We start from the raw sequence: 18,731 nt of genomic DNA, 5'->3' as shown, positions 1-18,731 counted from the left end.
AGCGAGTACCTCCATGCGTGATTATGGCAAGGTCTATACCCGCTTTTGGCTAAAGCAAAACGTTTTGTCCTGGAGTGACTCAGCGAAGTTGCTAGGACTGTATTTGCTTACATGCCCACATTGTAATTTGCTTGGCTGCTTTCGATTGCCGATTGGTTACGTTGCTTCTGACTTGAACTGGGATGAGCAACAGGTTGCCAAGGCTCTAAATGAGTTAGAACAAGATCAGTTCCTCATTCGTTGCGAGGAATCCGGTTGGACTTTGATTCGGAGCTTTCTGAAGCACAACCCAATCGAAAACCCAAACCAAGGTAAAGCAGCCTTTCGGTTGCTTAAAGATGTACCTGCCGACTTCATTGGTATGGTATCACTTTTGAAATCTCTTGCCGCTTTTCAAGCTCGGCTACCAGAAGAATTTTCATCATTGTTTATGCCTGATGGCAACCCGGTAAGGGACTCTCAACGGTCGGATGACTCTGAGGGAAGCAATAAACCAACAGTTAAAACTGTTGACCACATACAGTTTGAAGACTTCTGGGATGTACAAATACGCAAAGAAAAAAAAGCGAAAGCCAAAGAAGAATGGCTTCGCATGGGCCTCAATGAAGACCATGAACTCGCCTTGGAAGTCCTAACACGCTGGAAAGAGCAACGAGACAACCGATTGCAGTATCAAGATCGGACTAAGACCCCTATGCCACATAACTGGCTTTTAAACCGGCAATGGGAAGACGAGTACGTTCGCATTGATGAAGTACAGCAATCATCGACGAGCCTAAAGGTCAGCAATCACCAATTGAATATTGAAGAAAGCAATCGCCGCATTGCTGAAAGCTGGGCCGGACCAGGTATTCGGGAGGTTCGTTCAAGTGCAGGAGGTTGATAAACGCGAGTTTGCTGATGTTTGGGGAGCAGCTTGGGCCATGTATGGCAAAAGCGTATCACCACAATTGCTATCCATCGCATTTGAAGCCCTTCGTGCTTATAGCATTGAAGAAGTGCGAATCGGTCTGACTCGGCATATTCAATCACCGGATACTGGGCAATTTTTTCCAAAGCCCGCTGACGTCATCAAGCATATCGATGGCAACTCGGGTTCAAGAGCCATGGTTGCTTGGAACAAAGTTGACAAGGCTGTTCGTCAGGTTGGCGCTTGGACATCCGTGATGTTTGACGATGCGCTTATTCACCGCGTGATTTCAGACATGGGGGGATGGGTTGAACTCTGCAAGGTTGACGACAGGGAATACCCCTTTAAGCAAAAAGAGTTTTTAACACGCTACCAGGCTTACTTACTGCGGGACGAAGTGAGTGAATACCCAAGGCTATTACAGGGTATTGCAGACCATCAGAACCAGCAAAAAGGATTTGATATGCAAGCGCCGGTTGCCGTGGGCGACTGGTCAAAAGCAGCACAAGTTTATACAAGAGGCATCGCTGACTTTAGCGCAGTGCCTTTGAAAAGAATAAGCCCGAAAGCCATTCAGGCGCTTCTCGGAAATCAATTAGAGGATAAAAATGAAAACGATTAAAGCAAAAACCATTGCCCTAGTGATAGCCATGTCCGCAAGCACTTCAGTCTATGCGTTTCCGGGCTATCAGTGGGAAAAAGCAGCACAAAGCGTTGGTATTGATCCAGTCATGCTCTTCGCCGTTGCCTTGGCTGAGTCGGCCTCACATCGTGGTCTTAACATGACCAGTCCATGGCCATACGCAATTCGCAATGGTTCAAATGCAACCTACGCCAAATCTAAGACAGAAGCTGAGCAACTGTTAAACCAGGCACTTCAAAAGAGTGAAAAATACCAGCTCGATATTGGCCTAATGCAAATCAATTTGCATTGGCATGGGCATCGGGTGAGCTCAGCGGCGGAACTGCTAGACCCCATCACCAACCTTACCGTCGGCTCAAGTATTTTGGCCGAAGCAATCAAGTCTTCACCAAACGATTTAGAGCTTGGCATAGGCCGCTATCACAGTTGGAACGAAGAGCGTGCACGCTGGTATGGGCAAAGAGTGCTTTCTATCTATCGCAATATTTTACATGAACTGGAGGTCCGTCAATGACAACCAATCAACAAGACTTCTATCAATTAAATTTGGCGTACCTGCACGCAGCACGGGAATTGGCGCGCATTGATCCGCAAGAGGCTGTCTTGCGCTTTGGACTTACACGCGATGTGGTTGATGCTCTGATTAATGCTGGTGTTGACGACCTGCAACGAGTGGCGACCTCATCATTCATGCTGTTTCAACCAAGGGGTAACCAAAGCCAACTGATTGAGATGGTGAAGAGCAAAGGCACCGGTATTCCAAGAATCGCTTATTTATTATCAACCCTAAACAACAAGGGGGATACATGATTGATAACCTGTCCAAAAGTGAGCTGTTTACCCGAGCCTCGCTACTTATTAAATATGGATTTCGAACAACCATTATCGCGCTCGATACTGGTTTGCCAATCCACATTATCAGAAGGCTTCACAAAGAAGTGACTGGCAAGTCACCTTGTCCTGGTCAATTGCCAGAATCTGATGCCATTGTTAAAAGCAGAAGAGCCTTAGTTGAAGGCTCCCTGCTGATGGCGCTTTATATCAATATTGGTGGTGACAATGTCTACAAGCAATTAAATATTGATGCTTTGATGAAGGCTTACGATGCGTACTTGGTTGCAAGAGAAGAAGCAGATCTTCCAGCTGAGATCCCCTGGAAAAAACTGACCATCAATGAAGGTTGGGTTCTAGCTCGTGATTTAAGATCACAGCTTGCATCCTTACACCGGTGTCGATGCGGTAGTCTGTATTTGACGGTATCTCAACAGCGCATTCAGCTTAAATGTCCTGTGTGTGAGATTATGGCCGAGCAAACCACTAGAGCACTTTTTGAGAACTAACATGCTGATGCATGATTTGATTGTGCACCGCCCGTGCACTTTGAGAGTACTAAGAAGATGACAAACTTACTTAAATCTTTACCAGCACGCTGCTGGGTTATATCACTGGGGCTTTTTCTGGCGACTTTGGCTGCGGCTCACTTTTTTCCATCAGAAATATTAACAGCATCAGCCAAGTTAGCGGCTTTACCATTTCTGTTCTGCACCGTCGTTTTTTTCGGCTACTTGGGATTCAAAGCGACCTGTAACCCCATCGGCCTAATAGCCATCATCACGATGCTTTTAGCAATCGCATATTGGCAAGCGAGTTGGACAATTGTTGGTTTGGGACTCTTTTTCATAGCTATTTGTACTGGAATTAGATTCTTGAGCAGCCAAGTTAAGGAAGGTGCGAATAAGTCCGAGATATGAGATCATCGTGTTGTAACCTGAACCCTGAATGAGTAACCGGATGAGCCAGCAACTGACTTTTGCCGACAGTGAGTTTTCCAGTAAACGCCGCCAGACCCGCAAAGAAATCTTCCTTGGCAGAATGGATAACTTGCTTCCCTGGGACAAATTACTTGGCGTTATCGAGCCTGTGTATCCCAAGGCCGGTAATGGTCGCAGGCCCTATCCGCTGGAAACCATGCTGCGTATTCACTGCATGCAGCAATGGTACAACCTGAGCGATGAGGCCATGGAAGATGCCCTCTATGAAATCGCCTCCATGCGCCAATTTGCTCGCCTGTCACTGGATAAAGCCATTCCAGACCGCACTACCATCATGAATTTCCGGCATTTGCTGGAGCAGCATGAACTGGCCCGCAAAATCTTCAGTACCGTTAATCACTGGCTAGCAGAGTGTGGCGTTCTAATGACCCAGGGCACCTTGGTGGATGCCACCATCATTCAAGCCCCCAGCTCTACCAAAAACAAACACAATAGCCGTGATGAAGACATGCACCAGACCAAGAAAGGTAACCAGTGGTACTTCGGCATGAAAGCGCACATTGGCGTGGACGCCAAAAGTGGCCTGACCCACAGTCTGGTGACCACGGCGGCTAACGAGCACGACCTCAATCAGGTTGGCAAGTTACTGCATGGCGATGAAGAATTTATCTCAGCCGATGCTGGTTATCAGGGGGCCGAAAAGCGCGATGAGCTCAGCGATGTCAGCGCAGACTGGCTTATCGCCAAGCGTCCCGGCAAAGTGAATGCATTGAAGCAACACCCGCGCAAGAACAAGCTGGCCATCCGTTACGAATACCTGAAAGCGAGTATCCGAGCGAAGGTTGAGCATCCATTTCGGATAGTAAAATGTCAGTTTGGTTTCGTCAAAGCCAGGTACAAGGGGCTGGCTAAAAATGACAGTCAACTGGCGATGTTATTCACCCTGGCGAACCTGGTTCGAGTTGACCAATTGATACGGGCACAGGCGAGATCTACCTGAAATGAGGAAATTGGCCTGAAACAGGGCCAAAATCAGCCACGAAGAGACGATTTTGGGCTGAAAATTGGAAAATTGAGCCACAGGACGTCGATAAAGGACGGTTTGGGGCGTCATATTGGGAGCTGCGAACCACTTAATCGCAGCTTCCCTAGAGTTATTTGTTGTTGAACTTCTTACTACCCACTGAGTTATTAGCGTTATACCGAAATAGTACTGATTAAGTAAAATGAATGTCTTTGGTTAGGAGTAATGATACTCCTGATTTAATTCATAAAAGAGGATAATGGAAAAGGTATCATTGAGTTGTACCAGGTTGCTGAGGTCTGCTATCGGCACCTAAGTAAGTATCGCCAATACACATTAGCTCACTTTACTTCGAAAACCGTAACCAACGTTTTAATTGAGCCACCAGGAATCATAACAAAGTACATATTGCTCCCCACATGCTGCCAGACCTCGGCCTCTTGTGCATATTTTTTTGCTTTTTGGATAGCGACGTTTTCTGGCAACTGAGTTTTAGTTAGCCCCGAACATAGCAGCTTTGAGCACAAAGACTTCCAAGGATGCTTAGGTACGCCGTCTGAAAGCCGTTCCACGAATCTTTCAAGCGCGTGACGAGTCACCACGACAGGTCCAATTTTCGGAACGTTGATGACCTCATCGATGTCTCTCACTGTAGCATTATCGACGCTGTATTCTTCGAAGGAATGTGAGAGCCAATCGTCCTGCTTCTCTACCGAGATCTGTGCTTCCTGGTATCGAGTTAGCAAAAACCTAGTCAGGCTGTAAAGTGAATGCTGAGTTGAGCGTTGTTTCTGTAACTTTTTGATAGCTCCTTTACTGACCCGGATTTGAAGCCCATGACCGCTTCGGTTACTTCCCATCACCTCTTTCACTGACAGTAGGTGATGAATAGCATAAAGCTCAGCTGCAATTGGCTTTTGCTGCTCAGGTAGCTTGTCGTATTGCTCACCTAAATCGACCTTTAGCTCACCACCTCTTCGAAGGCCGGTCTTCCAGTAAACCGTAAATTCACCATCAATCTGCTTTGTTAACAGGGTTAATACCATCATGTTTGTTTCTCCTATTGGTTCTCTATTTTTCATTCTCCATGTTTTTTCAAATATGCAAGGCGTAAAAAAAGGGGCCGAAGCCCCTTGGATCAGATATGAACTTTCGGAAAGCCCATGGCACCGTAAACATTCAGCACATCATTCCAATCCCAACTTTTCACGCCAAGTGACGTTGGTATCGGAGGGATCAAGACTTGTGTCAGAATGCCTTTCTGCCAGGCTTTTTTCTTGAGTTCATTCGCTGCATTCAGGCCGGTCTCAGAGAGATCATGATCTGCCCAGATGTACAGCATTTTCACATTACTTGGTGGTTCAAACCTAGCCAGTAGGGTTGCATTCACAACCGACCAACATGTTTGTCCCGTTGCTCTGGTAACCGCTAAAGCCGTTTCGATACCTTCAGAAACACCTAGTACCTCACCAGGCTCACCAATCGGAATGGCACCACCTGTGATTGTTCTGTCACTTGGTATCGGCATCATCTTTTTAGGCCTTTCAACCGGCGCTTTGAATCCATCTTCACTTAGGTAGATCCGATGAAACGTGGCCGAACGCCCTTGCTGAGTAACGATTTTACCTAGCAGCGCTGGGTAGCTATCGATAAACAAGCCATCTTCATCATGGTAAGGCAAGTTTGGATGATACCTCAGCACCGAATCCCATTCAGGACGAAGCCGGGTAACAATGCCACGACGATGCATGTAGTTCCAAACTGGTTGCGCACGAGTATCTGCAAGAGAAAACGTTTCTCCCCAGGTTTGATTCAAGCGATGGATAATCGCTTTGTCCTCGTCCTGCTTTCTAGCCTTCCAATCAACTGCGTTACTCGGTATTGGCCGAATAGGCGCTTGTATTTGTCCGGGTTGAATACCAAGAACCTGGCCGATTGCTTCAATAGACTGAGCAAAGTTCCATCCATTAATCCAAGACAACAGTTCAAAACCATCATGAAAGATACCGCAGGTGTTACAAACGCCACCTCCGGTATATTCAGCATCTTTGAATAGCCTAAAGCCATCACGACCGCCATGAACAGGACAAGCCACATGACGGCCCTTTCGAGCAATGGCGGCATCAAGTTCTGGCACCAATACCGCTAATACTTGAAGCCATTGGCCATTAAGATATGGCCTTACTGTTTCAATTTGTAAAGGTAACGCCATATAACCTCCTTAAGTAAAAAGCCGACTCCTACCACAAGTGAGAAAAGTCAGCTCTGGGCCTGCATTGAGCCGTTTGGTTAATGCAGGAACGTTAGTCAAGCTGGATACCATGTCGTCTTAATAGCCACATGATGGAGTCACGAAGCACATCAGGATCGACAACCGCAGCCATTGCGCAAACACGAAAGCAAAATGGCGTTAATTCGTCATTTTGAATCCACGACAACACATCCTTTCGCAATCGAGTACTGACACGACCGTCTAGCAATACACGGATCGCATCCAATAGAATGCCTTCGCGTAACTGCCAGATTTCCGTGTCAGACCAAGTGACTGGGGCATCATCAAACTCAAATAGAAATTCGAGCTGTGATGACGTGTGTTGATAGGACTGCTTTTGTGATGAAGGAGAATGGGCAATGCGCCCATTCATTAAAGATAACCGCGTTCGGCAAGCGAAACGCAGCCCTCGGATGCGACCACGACATGGTCAAGCGTTCGAATATCAACAAGTGACAAGGCGTCACGGAGTCGATGAGTGATGCGTTTATCAGCTTCACTGGGTTCAGGATCACCCGATGGATGGTTATGAACCAGTATCACTGCTGCCGCATTAAGTTCTAGCGCTCGTTTTGTTACTTCCCTTGGATAAACGCTCGCTGCATCTAAAGTGCCTTTGAACAGCTCTTCAAATCGAATAACGCGATGCTTTGTATCAAGAAACAGTACGCCAAAGACTTCGTGCTCATACTCGTGCATCAGTGTTTGCAGGTATGAGAACGCCGACGATGGCTGTTCAATTTTTCGACCTTTACTCAATCGACCACGGGCAAGCTTGAGCGCCATATCTAAGATATCCGCTTCAGTCACTTGCTCAGGAACGATGTAAGTACCGGCTTCTTCGCCAGCTAAGAACTTTCTGTTTTTCATAGGAGTCTCCAAAAAAAACGGAGACGAACCCATGCCCAGACGGGGACGGAATCGTCCCCGCAGGGTGGTAAAATTGATGTGGTTACTGAATTAACAGTTGTTGTGTTACTTCGAATAACTCACGCTTTAGATCTTTGACGTCATTAATCACAATGCTTTGAGGAAAGAATTTCTCAACACTGCGTGTTTGAATCCCGATCCCCAGCAGCTCAAAGCCACTGCGTCTGCACCGGTCAACAATGTCATGCGTGGCAGCCCAATCATCTGGGTCACCATCCGTTAGCACTATCATTAGCTTTCGCTTCTGTTTTTGTGCCAACAAACTGTTTGCCGCAAACCACATAGCTTGTGCCATAGGCGTACAACCTCTTGGTTTTTGGTCAAAACAGGCGGCCCGATGTCGAACCGATTGCTTGGGCAATAACGCGATAGAAACTTCCTGATGAATACCAGGAAAATAACTGACCGCAGGTACAACACCCGGTATACCTTCCAATGCCATGGCTAAAGCCAAAGCGGCTTCATTGGCAACATGAAAGTACTTTCGATTACCTTCGCCAATGGGTTTACCCATTGAACCCGATATATCGACCAGCAAGTGCACAGCAGCATTAGGCGCAATGCGGGGCTGCCTTTGAATAAACAATCTCGACTCACCTGCTTGTGAAGCGGCAAGACGATGAGTTGCCACTCGAAGACCGTACCGTTTGGCATGATTCCGATTGTCCTGACTGGACTGAACCATGCCCCTAAGTCGGGCTCGAATTTGAGCCGACTCAGACGCCGATAAGGTCAAGATAGCCTCATCACCCAACATAGCTTGCTCTGCTTGGGGCAAACTGAGTGGAGTGACGCCCTGATGTCCTTCTGCTTGTTCCGACAACACTTCTGCCACTTGTGCAAAGGTATCGGGTTCAAAGTGAGCGGCACTGGCCTCTAAGGCTTGTCGCAAATTGTCAGCTTGATCAGAGTTATCTGAATCACTCGTTTCAGCAGCATCCCCTGTTGCAGACGAACTTGTTTCCGGGGTTTGACTGTCACTACTGCTATTGCTGTCATTACTCGCATCTTGTCCAATGTCATCACCGCCATCAGCATCAGACTCATCCTGTGGTGGACGAGATTCTTCTTCCAACATGGCAACGATGGCATCGACAAGTTTCAGCACTTCACCTGTAGATGCCAGGCTAGGCACTGCTGTCAGCATGGCGCTTAACCGGCTCATCGCTGCGGCAGGAAAGAGTTGTCTCACTCTTTCATCAATCGCTTGATACAAAGGCGTCAGCGCTTTCTGGCCCAGAAAATGGCATCTCAAGCGAAACAACAACCAGGCTTGCAAGTTAGATGCAGGCTCAAGCTGTTCAGGTATACTCATTTGCTGAGTGTCCACCATGTACTCAATCACTTGCGAAATACTGCGCCGGGTTCCGGGATAATCCTTCGCCAATTCGTTTTCAATGCGAACGTCCTCAATGATATTGAGAAGTGCCTTACGGATCGGCTTGGACGACGCCTTCTGCACCATGTCAAAATTGGTATGCCGAATATGCGCCGCTTCATGAGCCAGATAACCCCAAGCTATCTGTTGATAGTGTGGGTTGTCTGGGTTTGCTGTTGGGATCACAATCCGCTCACCATCGGTAAACGCATCTTGTCCTTGAATAAGCACCTTCACACCAAACTTTTCGCCATAAGCGGCGGCAACGATTGGCAGTGCGTTTTTTAATGGATGATTCATGGGAGTCTCCTAACCATTAGGGGGAATACTCCCTCAGCGGGAGCGTTTCCCTGCTGGGAATGTAAGTGTTTAAACCTGTGCTTTTAGCTTATCCAGATCGTATTTTTGACCTAACCAAGCCACCAATTGAGCTGGACTCTCGTGCTGCTCAAATGACGTTTTAAGCTGGTCTAAACTCAGGATGTCATCCAATGTCAGACCGTACTGGTCTTGTAACTGAGTAGACACCTCGTGTTGATATTGCAGCCAGGCCCGCTCATGAGCGGTTTGCTGCAATGCCATGTTTGGAACAAACACCATGGCCGTTACCCAAACACCTTGTGCGTCCGCATCTGCGATCAGCACAGGGTTCTTGGGGATCAAGACACTATGTGTTGAGTACGACCGTTGTACTAACGTTCGACAACACGCCACTTCAGGTATTGATTCACTTTCAACAGCATCAGTCACACCACGAAAATGCGGTTCAAACTGGTTCAGTTGGCTGGGGTTATGGATGGTTGATTGCATAATTTCCTCTTACATAGTTCAGAGGACATGCGCCCTTCAGGGCAACATGCCCTCAAGGACGTTAAAAATAAAATGAGTTTGGTACAGTCGAACCAAGGTTTGGTCTGACGGTTGGTTGTGGTATTGCACGTAAGTTATCTGCCTGAGCAGATACTGGCTGTGCGGGTTTGGGTTCAGGTTTGGGCATCAGTTGTCTGATATCCAATTGACCTTCACCGTGCATTCTCATCTTGTCTGGATCAGACAAAATTAAAATGGTCGCCATCAGTTCGTGATAGAGATTGTCTGTCACAGAGCCGGTCTTCGGCAGACGAACAAATAAATTGTCCATCGCTTCAACCATCGGCTGAACTCGATGATCCAGGAAGGACAAACCATCCAACTTGTCTCTTAATCGCTTGAGCGGATTAAGGGCTCGCTGACTGATTTGATTCTTTCCTGCAACGGAACGCTCAAACAGTTCATTGGCATCACGAGCCACCTCCCTAAAGAGGGTGTGTCCCATACCATTGACCTTGTCATCTAAGCCTCCAGCTTGTTCAGCCGGTTGCATTCGATAGATGGCATAATCGAACTGAAGCCGTTGTTCCACGTCTTCGATGGGTGATAATGCACGTCGGATTGCATCTGCAAATTCCGGGTGTTTCGCAACCCAGTCAAACGTCACCTGATCATAGTTGTCCAAGAACAACTGCTTACACTGCGCAAACTCCTGACCGATCCGGTCAAGCTCTGGAACAATCTGATCAATTCGGTCTTCAGGGACGGCATAGCCACCTAAAAACCGCACACCGACTTGCTCACACAAGCGCTGCGCTTCTTTCTTAAGCCTTTCAAAGTTCGCCAATGCCTCAGGGTCGCAAATTTTTTTACTCCCTAAGCTGGCAACATCCTTCGGTGGAAGTTGGCTGCCATTGGCTAGTCTGAAATCTTCAGGCCTTAGTTTTTTTCTACCGCTCCAGATGGAACAGTCGATGTGACAAATCAAAAGTTTGTCGAGGGTTTGAATACTCATAGTGCATCCTCATGCGAGATGGGGACGCACCACTCCCAGCAGGAGCAATGGCCCCCGTTTGGGTGGTAGTAGTTGACGCGCTAATGGCAACATCACTATCAGAAATAGTAATTTTGCGAATCAGGCGACGATTGGTTGAGATCGATTTTCACAGGCATTAAGTCCAGTGCTTCAGCAATCGGGCGAACCCGCTCTAAATCACTGCCTAGCAACCGCAATACATCTTTTTCCAACTTCAGTTGGTCGGATACTTCTATCCCTTCAGGACTCGCTACTGTGAGCGAACACAGAGGTGGTAATTGACGCTTAAAGGCCAGTAACAGCAACAATGGCCACGGGCCATCATCAGTGTTAACAATGCCAGCGCCTTCACCTGACACCATGCTAATTTGATTGGTACTAGGTGATCCGCTTTTGCAAAACCCTAATGACCATTCTCCAATCCTGACCTGGTTATCATCAATAACAGCCAAGCCATAGGCTTCAAGCAGCTTTGCCATATCGAACAACGCTTTTTGCGCCAGCGATATTTGGCCATTGACGTCCTTGCGAGTACGAAACTCCCAACTGACGTTATTGGCGCACGCGACGCTATCAAGCGCATTTGAAAGTTCAAATGGCCGCCCTTGATGATCAATGCCGACGTGTCCAACCAATCGATAACCCTTGTTGATTTTCTCATTGATTCGTCGGTCTGCTTCTGCGTTAGGATCAGTCGAGTCAATCAATCGCTGCTGCGACAATTGACCAGCTTTTCCAAACCGAACTTCAATCTCCTGGGTATCAGATCCAACGTAAATGGCCCATTCTTTGGCTGTCCCATCAGAATGACTGTAACGGTAAAGAGCAAAGCACTTTTCCATCATCAATCCTCCCAGTGGTCACCGAAGACATCAGCGGCAATACGGTGAATGGCTTCACGTTGCTCCAACTCAGCACGAGCCGTCAAAGACCGAACCAGTGCATACTCCACTGCGTTAGGAGCGCCTTTAAAAGCAAGTGTTAACTTTGCCCAGCGCACCAAGGTCCGAGTGGACATGGTGATACTAAGCTCTGCACCGCCATCCGCGCCCCCAATAAAGAGACGACGAATGTCACCAGCCACTTTCACCATTTTTTGGCGAAAGACTTCTGGCAAGCCTGGCGCAACGTTCTCCAGAATGGCTTCCTCTACAGAAGGCTCTGCATAGGTCGCTTCGATGATTCTAAAGCGATCAAGAAAAGCCAAATTTTGTTGAAGCACACCTTGATACAAGCCCGTCTGGTCACCGCTGCCCGCACTGTTGCCGGTAGCGATAAAACGAAACTTGTTATGTGGAATGATGATCTCTCCGCCATTTTGTGCGATGACCAACGGGGCACCTTCCAAAATGTCATTGAGTCCAGCCAATTCAGCAGGCTCAGCAAGATCCATTTCATTAATGATCAGCAAATGGCCATGCTTTACAGCCAGTGCTAGCGGTCCATACACAAAGGTCATGTTGCCATTAACCAGCGTGTGGTGACCGATAAGATCGGACAACTCCAATCGACCATGCGCAGTAATTTGCTGAACAGGCCAATTCAATCGAGAAGCAACTTGGCAAATTAGCGAGGTCTTACCGCATCCCGTGGGGCCTGTAATATACAAACCGTCACCGTCTGGGTGAGACAAGAACGCCAATACGTCACGTAAGTCTTCTTTTCTAAAAACATACTCGTCCTTGCGAACGGGAATGTTTGGATGGGTAGTGTCGGCACCATATCCTTCCAGAACGAAAGTATCAGGAGCGGGGACATTAAACGCTTGATTCACTTGAACCAAAAATGGGGATTGTTCAGTCATGGTAAACCTCATCTGTTTTGACGAGGCCCCATGCCCCAACAGGGAATGGAGTCCCCGTCGGGTGGTGTGTTGATTGTGGTATGGCTGTGTATGTAAGAGTTCAGCTCGCTCTATCATTCGTACCCAGCATTGGCTACGAGTGAAATTGCTTTCTGATGCACTCGATGTAAGCGCATGAGAAAGGAGCCGAAATCGGCTCCAAGTGAACGTTAAAAATAAAATGAGCTCGGCGAGTCACCTGGCAGAACCAAGTTCTCTTGCTCAAGACTGATTTTGATTGGTGTTTCAACGGGCTGCTCTGGCTTATTGGTGCTGATGCGCAACCGCTCTTGTGGCGCTTTTCGGTAAGCGGCTAAAACCTGTTCATCCAGCTCGCCTAACTTATCGGTGGCCAATTGCTTATAGTCCACCGTGCCCGCCATCATGTAGCGGCTGAGTTTGACCCCAGCATAGTCGGCATGAGCGTAGTTACCCATCATGGCGACCAATTTTGACTGAGCGTCTCGCATTTCCTCTTTCAAAGATTTAATGTGATTTTCCAGTCGGACAACTTCGGAATGTGCTGAGCAATACTGCCGAGACAGCGATGTCCAGCGGTATTGGGCTTCACCCTTGGGAACAAAACAATCTTGTTCAGGGCATTTTGACGGTTCTTTTTTGGTCTGTACTAACTCCCAAAACTGAAGCGCTGTTTCTTGCAACTCAATTAAGAACGCCGAGTCTCGTTGTATTTCAAACTCAATCAGTTGATCCTCAAAATAGAAAACCAACCAACCACGCGTGCTATTGGCGACCAGTATTTGATGCTGTACTTGCACCCAATACAACTGGTACGCCTCGCTTTGTTCTCTGTGAGCTTGCACATCCTCAAAAACTGACTGGCAAGGACATTTCAATTCAACGGGTTCACCCGCATCGTTGATGCCATCAAAGCTGGCTCGAAAGATTGCGTTATGATCGGCTTCTGCACATAACGGCAGAAGAAAGTCATTATGCGCATTCTCAAATGCTCGCCTTGCTTGAGGCTCCAACCGAATACCGCGAAGCACATTAGGATTATTCGACAGGTCTTCCGGTAATACGAATCCGGTTTTTTCTGCCCATAATCGCCAAGGTGTTTTGTAGGGTGAACGCCCCATAATAATTGGGGCTTCAGATGCCGTAACCCCTGCAATGCGCCACTGGTGCCATGCAGGAGTACGCTGTGATAGGTCGATAACCTTCATATTGCCTCCTTTGAGGGGAGACTCCCCCGAAGGAGAGAACTCCCCTTCAGGGTTAAGTGGTTACTTTGCAGCTTGTGCTAACGCTGTTTGGTGCTGAACAACACTTGCTTGAACCGAATCAATTGCCGCTTTACCGGCTTGAATCGAACCTACGACAAGGGCAACAACCAATACCAAGCGAAAAAGTGAGGCTGATTTAGTCATGGAAGATCTCCAAAAAAAGACGAGACCTTCCCCCTGACGGGAGAATAATCCCGCCAGGGTTCGTAAAATGAATGCGTGGCGCTAAGAAGCTAAAGGCTGTGTGAGCGCTTTGGCTGCCTGTTGCTGTGCATTAAATATTTCTTGTTTCGCAAACGTCAGTTCAACACCCTGAAAATGTTCATTGGCATATTCCAATGCACTATTCCAAGCGTTTGAAGCTTCCGCCCGCTCGATAAGCTTGCAAACAAGCCCTCGGGTTCGATCATCAACTTGCTCGGGTGGAATCACAGATGGCTCAACAACGTGTGTTGCTTGGCCTTCGATAATTCGCTCCGCTTCGTCTTGATCGAAAATTCCCACAAAGCCAAACGCAATGCGGGAACACTGGATCATGGATTTATGTCTTAGCATTCGCTTAGTGTGCGTCTGCCATGGACCATCTACACGGTAAGGGCCATTTTTGCCGTTACCCTCAAAAGGCGGTCGATAGACTTCATCCAGATACTCAGTGATTTTGACTGGGTGCGAACGGTCGCGCCGATAGATGATGCATTCCATCCATTCAGGGCATTCTTTCGCGCCATCTAGGGAGACTTTGTTTTCTGAAGTCTTAAACTCCATGCCATCAAACTGGTCGTGTTGATTGATGATGCGAGACCATCCATCGACACCTACCACTGGAATAATTCCAGCTTGTTTATCAGGGAACGCAAAAATCTCTTTGGTGAAAGGGTTCAAGCCGTACTGATCTGCAACCACCAAGAGCGCCATCATCTGCTCATTGGTCGGTGCACTACCGTCACGTTGCTTGAATGCTGTTGCTTTTAGGGTATCGAACAACTTGTTTGGATCGACACTAAAGCGCTCAGCAAAGCGTTGGATTAGCTTTGGTTTTTCCATTATGGACTCCGACAATCAAAGTGGGAGTCTGCCCCTGACGGGAAAGTACTCCCGGCTGGGTTAAAGCGTTTTTGCTCGGTTAAAAATCTGGTTCAGGATAAGTTTGTGCCCAATTAGTTTGGGAGCCCGCATCATCCGCCAGTGATGGCTCAGATGCTTTGTTCACACTATCAAGAAGCAGAAACTCGTCCGCGTCCACTTCGGTCAATCGATGCTTAATGCCATCTTTCTCCCATGAGCGCGTGCGCTGAGGCCCTTGAACAAAAAGCTTCGCTCCTTTTTGGATTAAATCTTTTGCCCTTAGCCCTAACTTAAATCCACCACGATCTCGAAAAACGACCCGATGCCATTCCGTATGCTCTTTGAGCTCATTGGATTGACGGTCGCGCCATTTCTCAGAAGTGGCCAGCGAAATGCTGGTCACCAAATCGCCTGATGGATAGGCTCGCGTCTCTGGCTCAGAGCCAACGTAGCCTATGAGTGTTACTTGGTTTTTCATGATGTTCTCCTCGTCTTAGTTGAATTCTGTGCACACAGTTGCTTCTACCCGGCTGGGCAACGAAGACTGACGGCGCAGATAGGTTGGTATTTCGAGTAAAGCCATGTCGTACTGATGTGGCTCTTTGTAAAACGCAGATGTCAAACGGGGCATACCAGGAGCTTTAGGCACTGCCATTGGACGACGTTTTGGTGTTGGTGTGAGCAATCGCTTGATTTGAGTAAGTAAAAATTGAAACGGGCGCACGCTTTGATGAGCAAGCAATCGCAAAAGCGACCGGCTCAGTTTTGCAAGCAACATGATGCCTGCGATTTGGATAATAAATCCGAAGATATATTCCATTGGTGACTCCTTAAGTTGGTTTTGAAGGAGTCACCCCCAACTGGGGAAAACTCCCCCAGCTGGGTGGTGAAAAGGCGAACCGTAAGGAACGCATGGTTGAGCATGTAAAAACATGCAGGCTATTTGTTTAAGGAGGCTAGCTACCTCTTAGTACCACTGAGAAAACTCAGCGGCGGGCTTCCTTTGAGCTCATGCTCTCAGGCGCAGATATCACTGAAACAGATCAGCAATATTTGATAGTCAGTGTAACCGTCTTATCCAGACAGGATAGTTAGAAAGATGCTCAATTCTTCCACCTAGCTGAAAGGCCATTACCTCACAGAGGATTAGGCTAGGGACTGATTATTGTCATATCAGGAGCAAACTTATGGCCCAAGCAAAACCCAATTACTCAAAACCCATCTTTGAACAATCATTCACAATTAATAGCTTACAAGCGCAACGTGTCGTTGACCGTGTTTTTAGACGGACGGTAAGTGCGCTTTACGGAATCGATGTCATCCTGCGCATCATTGGCGATGAGAACGAAATTGATGAAGTGGAACAGATCATAAGCCAGTTGCTCGAGGATTGCGCTAAAGCGGTAGACAACGAACAAGCTCGTTTGGACAAACTGATGGAGTCCAACGGCATCGATGAAGTACCTGACTACACCGACCCGATTACCTTCAACGCCAAAATCAGCTCGCCTCAGGTTGGCCAGTTTGTCGGCTTAGTTCGCAAACTCGATGCGTTGATGATCTCAATGGACACACTCTGGTTGTCTAGCGTGCTTAGCAACAAACAACGTGTTGATGGCAACTACGCATGGCAACAGCGAATTATCAAACTTGCACGACGCATTATTGATATCGAAATTCGAGCACGAAAATCAGCTCAAGCCAAGGGTAAAGAAGCAGAAGTTGAGCAAGCGGTACCTTCAACCGATGACGATATCACTGAAGAGGAAACAGATACTCCCGCCAACTAGCGAACGGCTCCCATCACACAGCCCCTCTTGAAGGTAACACCTATCACTTAAGGTGTTTAGAGCGAACAGGGTAGCGAGTTTTATTGATACGAACGGTCCTTGCTTTGGGCCGTTTTCTTTTTTGGGGCAGTATGTAGCGTTTAACTCTCTCCCGCATGGCCCTTAGCTTTCTCGGGATGGAGCCGGGGGAGGCTATCGCACACCACATCAGCTCATCCTGAATATCTCTCAATGCCATCATAAAACTTATACCTGAATCCGTGAATTAATCCGCCAACACCGCGCAGCCGCACCCAAATCGGCGAACGCTCTTTAATAATATGATCTCATCTGTATTCTGACGGCTACTGCGGGTCTGTCGCCGCGATTTTTGCTCTTGACCAGCCTGATCGCTGGTTGTTTTTTGATCATTTTTATCCCCAAGACCATAGTACCCCCTGAGCCTCTTGGCTCCGCGGCGTTTTCTCGGCGGGTTTCTCGGCGGGTGCGGTCAGACCGATCCGTACACGCTACCAAACGCCTTGAAACCCGGGCAGTGTCGGCCAAAGCGCAGGGTCAGTCGGCGGCCGCTGCTGACCAGGCGACAGGCCATGTAGATCAGTTCCTGCATCACGGTTTTGATGCGGCGGCGTTTGGCCTTATGGCGCACCGGTGCATCCGGTCCCAGCAGTGCCCGCTGCCCCATCCAGCGCAGGATGTTGTAGCCCAGCACTGCAAAGGCCATCACCAGATCATTGGTGTCGAACTTGCCAGAAGGCAGGCGCTCAAGATCCAAATCGCTCTTGAATTCGCTGTGGAACTGCTCGCAGGTGGCATGATCGCGGTAGAGGTCGATCACCGTCGCATTGTCCGCGACCTCGGGCTTGAGTGAGGTGGTCCAGCCTTCCAGACTGATCTCGGGTTCCAGAAACAGTTGCCCCTTGGCATCGCTATGGCGCACGGTGACCTTGACGATCAGGCGGTCGGCGGTGCCATCCAGCGGCTCACTCACCAGCGTTTCCATTTTTCCCGGTCGGGTGTAGCACCAGAGTGATCCGGCCGCATTGGCCTTGTCGACCCAGTCCAGTCCATCCTGCTTGCGGGGGTTCCACTTGATCAGATAATCGACGCCGTGCGATCGGAAGTACGCGCGGTTCTCGGCGGCATCATGGGCGCTGTCGAGACGCACCAGCAGCGGCGCATCGGTCATGCGACGGGCCCGCGGCAGCACGCGGTCGAGGGTGTGGATAAACTCATTGTTGGCGTGCTGGTTCCCCGGTCGCAGCTCACAACCCAGGCACCAGCCATCCGTGCCCAGGTAGGCCGCGATGGGAGCGTAACCGTCATGCCCCTTGTAGGTATAGGCCACGCCCTCTTTTTTACTGTTGCTGTTGTCCATGGGGAAGACGTCTATATCCAGAGGTACATGACCGGTGGCGAGGCTGCCGATGGACACCGAAGCGTTACACAGAAATTCGACGCTGGCCTCATCCAGCAACGGGATCAGCGCACGGGCATCCTCGTCAAAACGCTGCCGCAACCGGGCCGATGAGGGTGACTGCTTGATCCCCATGGCCGCTTTGAAAAAGGGATCATGGCGTGCGTGCTCGACCGCTTCGAAGTCGCTCTTACCAAGGCAGATCAGCCCCAGATAGGTGCGGATGAGATCAATGTTGGCGATGCCGTGACGCTTGACGATGGAACGGGAAGTTTTGGCCAGGGAGGTCATCCTGTTCAGGCTGTGCCCAACCAGCGCCAGACCGCCATGCGGTGTGATAATCTCGGTGTTGGACTGTTCGAGCTGGAAGGTGCGCATAGCCATGGTAAAAAGTCACTGCCTGGGTGAATGCAAAACAACGCCCATTCTACCGCCGCAGGCTCCGTAGTTATAGGCTTTCGGGGGAATTGGCGGGATTTGAAGTCACGGAATCAGGACATATTTAACGTACCACACTCAGCTTAAGCTTCCCTTAAGAGGATTATTAATTTTTTCCTTAAGCGCAAACGGAATTTTTTTGTGCTAGATTAACGT

Annotated in this window: 22 protein-coding genes and 2 pseudogenes; 8 read left to right on the top strand and 16 right to left on the bottom strand. The window is 48.5% G+C overall.

The genetic code is table 11. The features are described 5' to 3' along the window. Window positions 1–13: 13 nt before the first annotated feature. The 7 genes and pseudogenes from ACWAU4_RS06340 (at window position 14) to ACWAU4_RS06310 (ending at window position 4,325) form a co-directional block, all read left to right on the top strand. The gene (locus ACWAU4_RS06340; protein WP_454290505.1) at window positions 14–883 is read left to right on the top strand and encodes a hypothetical protein; all 870 of its coding nucleotides are present in this window, start codon (window positions 14–16) and stop codon (window positions 881–883) included. Continuing rightward, window positions 870–1,532 (top strand): DUF6475 domain-containing protein, encoded by a 663-nt coding sequence (locus tag ACWAU4_RS06335; RefSeq protein WP_015066600.1) that lies wholly within the window; start codon window positions 870–872, stop codon window positions 1,530–1,532. Before ACWAU4_RS06340 ends, ACWAU4_RS06335 begins: the two co-directional genes overlap by 14 nt. Next, the gene (locus tag ACWAU4_RS06330; RefSeq protein WP_015066599.1) at window positions 1,519–2,067 is read left to right on the top strand and encodes a lytic transglycosylase domain-containing protein; all 549 of its coding nucleotides are present in this window, start codon (window positions 1,519–1,521) and stop codon (window positions 2,065–2,067) included. The genes ACWAU4_RS06335 and ACWAU4_RS06330 overlap by 14 nt, the downstream gene beginning before the upstream one ends. Beyond that, window positions 2,064–2,363 (top strand): flagellar transcriptional regulator FlhD, encoded by a 300-nt coding sequence (locus ACWAU4_RS06325; protein ID WP_015066598.1) that lies wholly within the window; start codon window positions 2,064–2,066, stop codon window positions 2,361–2,363. Before ACWAU4_RS06330 ends, ACWAU4_RS06325 begins: the two co-directional genes overlap by 4 nt. Continuing rightward, window positions 2,360–2,893 (top strand): FlhC family transcriptional regulator, encoded by a 534-nt coding sequence (locus tag ACWAU4_RS06320; protein ID WP_015066597.1) that lies wholly within the window; start codon window positions 2,360–2,362, stop codon window positions 2,891–2,893. The genes ACWAU4_RS06325 and ACWAU4_RS06320 overlap by 4 nt, the downstream gene beginning before the upstream one ends. Window positions 2,894–2,950: 57 nt before the next feature. Continuing rightward, window positions 2,951–3,301: pseudogene (gene eex, locus ACWAU4_RS06315) on the top strand (EexR/EexS family entry exclusion protein); the annotation flags it as partial. Between the two features lie 43 nt (window positions 3,302–3,344). After that, window positions 3,345–4,325, top strand: coding sequence for an IS5-like element ISEc68 family transposase (locus ACWAU4_RS06310; protein WP_151532535.1), 981 nt, complete (start codon window positions 3,345–3,347; stop codon window positions 4,323–4,325). Between the two features lie 365 nt (window positions 4,326–4,690). Here the strand turns inward: ACWAU4_RS06310 and ACWAU4_RS06305 are convergent, their stop codons facing one another. The 14 genes from ACWAU4_RS06305 to ACWAU4_RS06240 form a co-directional block, all read right to left on the bottom strand. Continuing rightward, window positions 4,691–5,398, bottom strand: a complete 708-nt coding sequence (locus ACWAU4_RS06305; RefSeq protein ID WP_015066590.1) for a hypothetical protein — start codon at window positions 5,396–5,398, stop codon at window positions 4,691–4,693. A gap of 89 nt (window positions 5,399–5,487) precedes the next feature. Then, window positions 5,488–6,561, bottom strand: a complete 1,074-nt coding sequence (locus ACWAU4_RS06300; protein WP_454290498.1) for a DUF7146 domain-containing protein — start codon at window positions 6,559–6,561, stop codon at window positions 5,488–5,490. 91 nt (window positions 6,562–6,652) lie between these two features. Continuing rightward, complete coding sequence (locus tag ACWAU4_RS06295) at window positions 6,653–6,994, bottom strand: hypothetical protein (RefSeq protein ID WP_001959197.1); 342 nt, start codon at window positions 6,992–6,994, stop codon at window positions 6,653–6,655. Beyond that, entirely contained in the window at window positions 6,994–7,491 is a 498-nt protein-coding gene (radC, locus tag ACWAU4_RS06290; protein ID WP_000797298.1) for a RadC family protein, read from the bottom strand. Before radC ends, ACWAU4_RS06295 begins: the two co-directional genes overlap by 1 nt. Window positions 7,492–7,573: 82 nt before the next feature. Next, window positions 7,574–9,229 carry a VWA domain-containing protein gene (locus ACWAU4_RS06285; protein ID WP_454290504.1) on the bottom strand — a complete coding sequence of 552 codons (1,656 nt, stop codon included), beginning with the start codon at window positions 9,227–9,229 and terminating at the stop codon, window positions 7,574–7,576. Window positions 9,230–9,298: 69 nt separating this feature from the next. Next, window positions 9,299–9,739 (bottom strand): hypothetical protein, encoded by a 441-nt coding sequence (locus ACWAU4_RS06280; protein ID WP_318081436.1) that lies wholly within the window; start codon window positions 9,737–9,739, stop codon window positions 9,299–9,301. Window positions 9,740–9,800: 61 nt separating this feature from the next. Further along, window positions 9,801–10,754 carry a DUF3150 domain-containing protein gene (locus tag ACWAU4_RS06275; RefSeq protein ID WP_454290503.1) on the bottom strand — a complete coding sequence of 318 codons (954 nt, stop codon included), beginning with the start codon at window positions 10,752–10,754 and terminating at the stop codon, window positions 9,801–9,803. 98 nt (window positions 10,755–10,852) lie between these two features. Then, entirely contained in the window at window positions 10,853–11,617 is a 765-nt protein-coding gene (locus ACWAU4_RS06270; protein ID WP_454290568.1) for a hypothetical protein, read from the bottom strand. Between the two features lie 2 nt (window positions 11,618–11,619). Next, a complete protein-coding gene (locus tag ACWAU4_RS06265) occupies window positions 11,620–12,579 on the bottom strand; it encodes an AAA family ATPase (protein ID WP_454290502.1) in 960 nt (319 codons plus the stop codon). 209 nt (window positions 12,580–12,788) lie between these two features. Further along, window positions 12,789–13,805: a YqaJ viral recombinase family nuclease gene (locus ACWAU4_RS06260; protein WP_454290501.1), complete on the bottom strand. Its 1,017-nt coding sequence runs from the start codon at window positions 13,803–13,805 to the stop codon at window positions 12,789–12,791. A 60-nt stretch (window positions 13,806–13,865) separates the two neighbouring features. After that, entirely contained in the window at window positions 13,866–14,009 is a 144-nt protein-coding gene (locus ACWAU4_RS06255; protein ID WP_000167275.1) for a hypothetical protein, read from the bottom strand. 81 nt (window positions 14,010–14,090) lie between these two features. Next, a complete protein-coding gene (bet, locus tag ACWAU4_RS06250; protein ID WP_011788511.1) occupies window positions 14,091–14,909 on the bottom strand; it encodes a phage recombination protein Bet in 819 nt (272 codons plus the stop codon). Between the two features lie 79 nt (window positions 14,910–14,988). Then, entirely contained in the window at window positions 14,989–15,408 is a 420-nt protein-coding gene (locus ACWAU4_RS06245; RefSeq protein WP_149519280.1) for a single-stranded DNA-binding protein, read from the bottom strand. A 15-nt stretch (window positions 15,409–15,423) separates the two neighbouring features. Next, window positions 15,424–15,750, bottom strand: a complete 327-nt coding sequence (locus ACWAU4_RS06240; protein ID WP_454290496.1) for a hypothetical protein — start codon at window positions 15,748–15,750, stop codon at window positions 15,424–15,426. Window positions 15,751–16,117: 367 nt separating this feature from the next. Between ACWAU4_RS06240 and ACWAU4_RS06235 the strand changes: the two genes are divergently transcribed. Continuing rightward, window positions 16,118–16,720: a hypothetical protein gene (locus ACWAU4_RS06235; protein ID WP_454290500.1), complete on the top strand. Its 603-nt coding sequence runs from the start codon at window positions 16,118–16,120 to the stop codon at window positions 16,718–16,720. Window positions 16,721–16,763: 43 nt separating this feature from the next. Here ACWAU4_RS06235 and ACWAU4_RS06230 read toward each other — a convergent pair. Both ACWAU4_RS06230 and ACWAU4_RS06225 read right to left on the bottom strand, forming a co-directional pair. Continuing rightward, a pseudogene (locus tag ACWAU4_RS06230) lies at window positions 16,764–16,970 on the bottom strand (IS4 family transposase); the annotation flags it as partial. A gap of 240 nt (window positions 16,971–17,210) precedes the next feature. Next, a complete protein-coding gene (locus ACWAU4_RS06225; RefSeq protein WP_454290565.1) occupies window positions 17,211–18,515 on the bottom strand; it encodes an IS1380 family transposase in 1,305 nt (434 codons plus the stop codon). Window positions 18,516–18,731: the final 216 nt, after the last annotated feature.

The sequence above is a fragment of the Shewanella sp. FeAMO genome, from assembly GCF_053653955.1.
The sequence above is the reverse complement of the archived record's forward strand: the minus strand, read 5'-3'. Positions and strand labels throughout refer to the sequence as shown.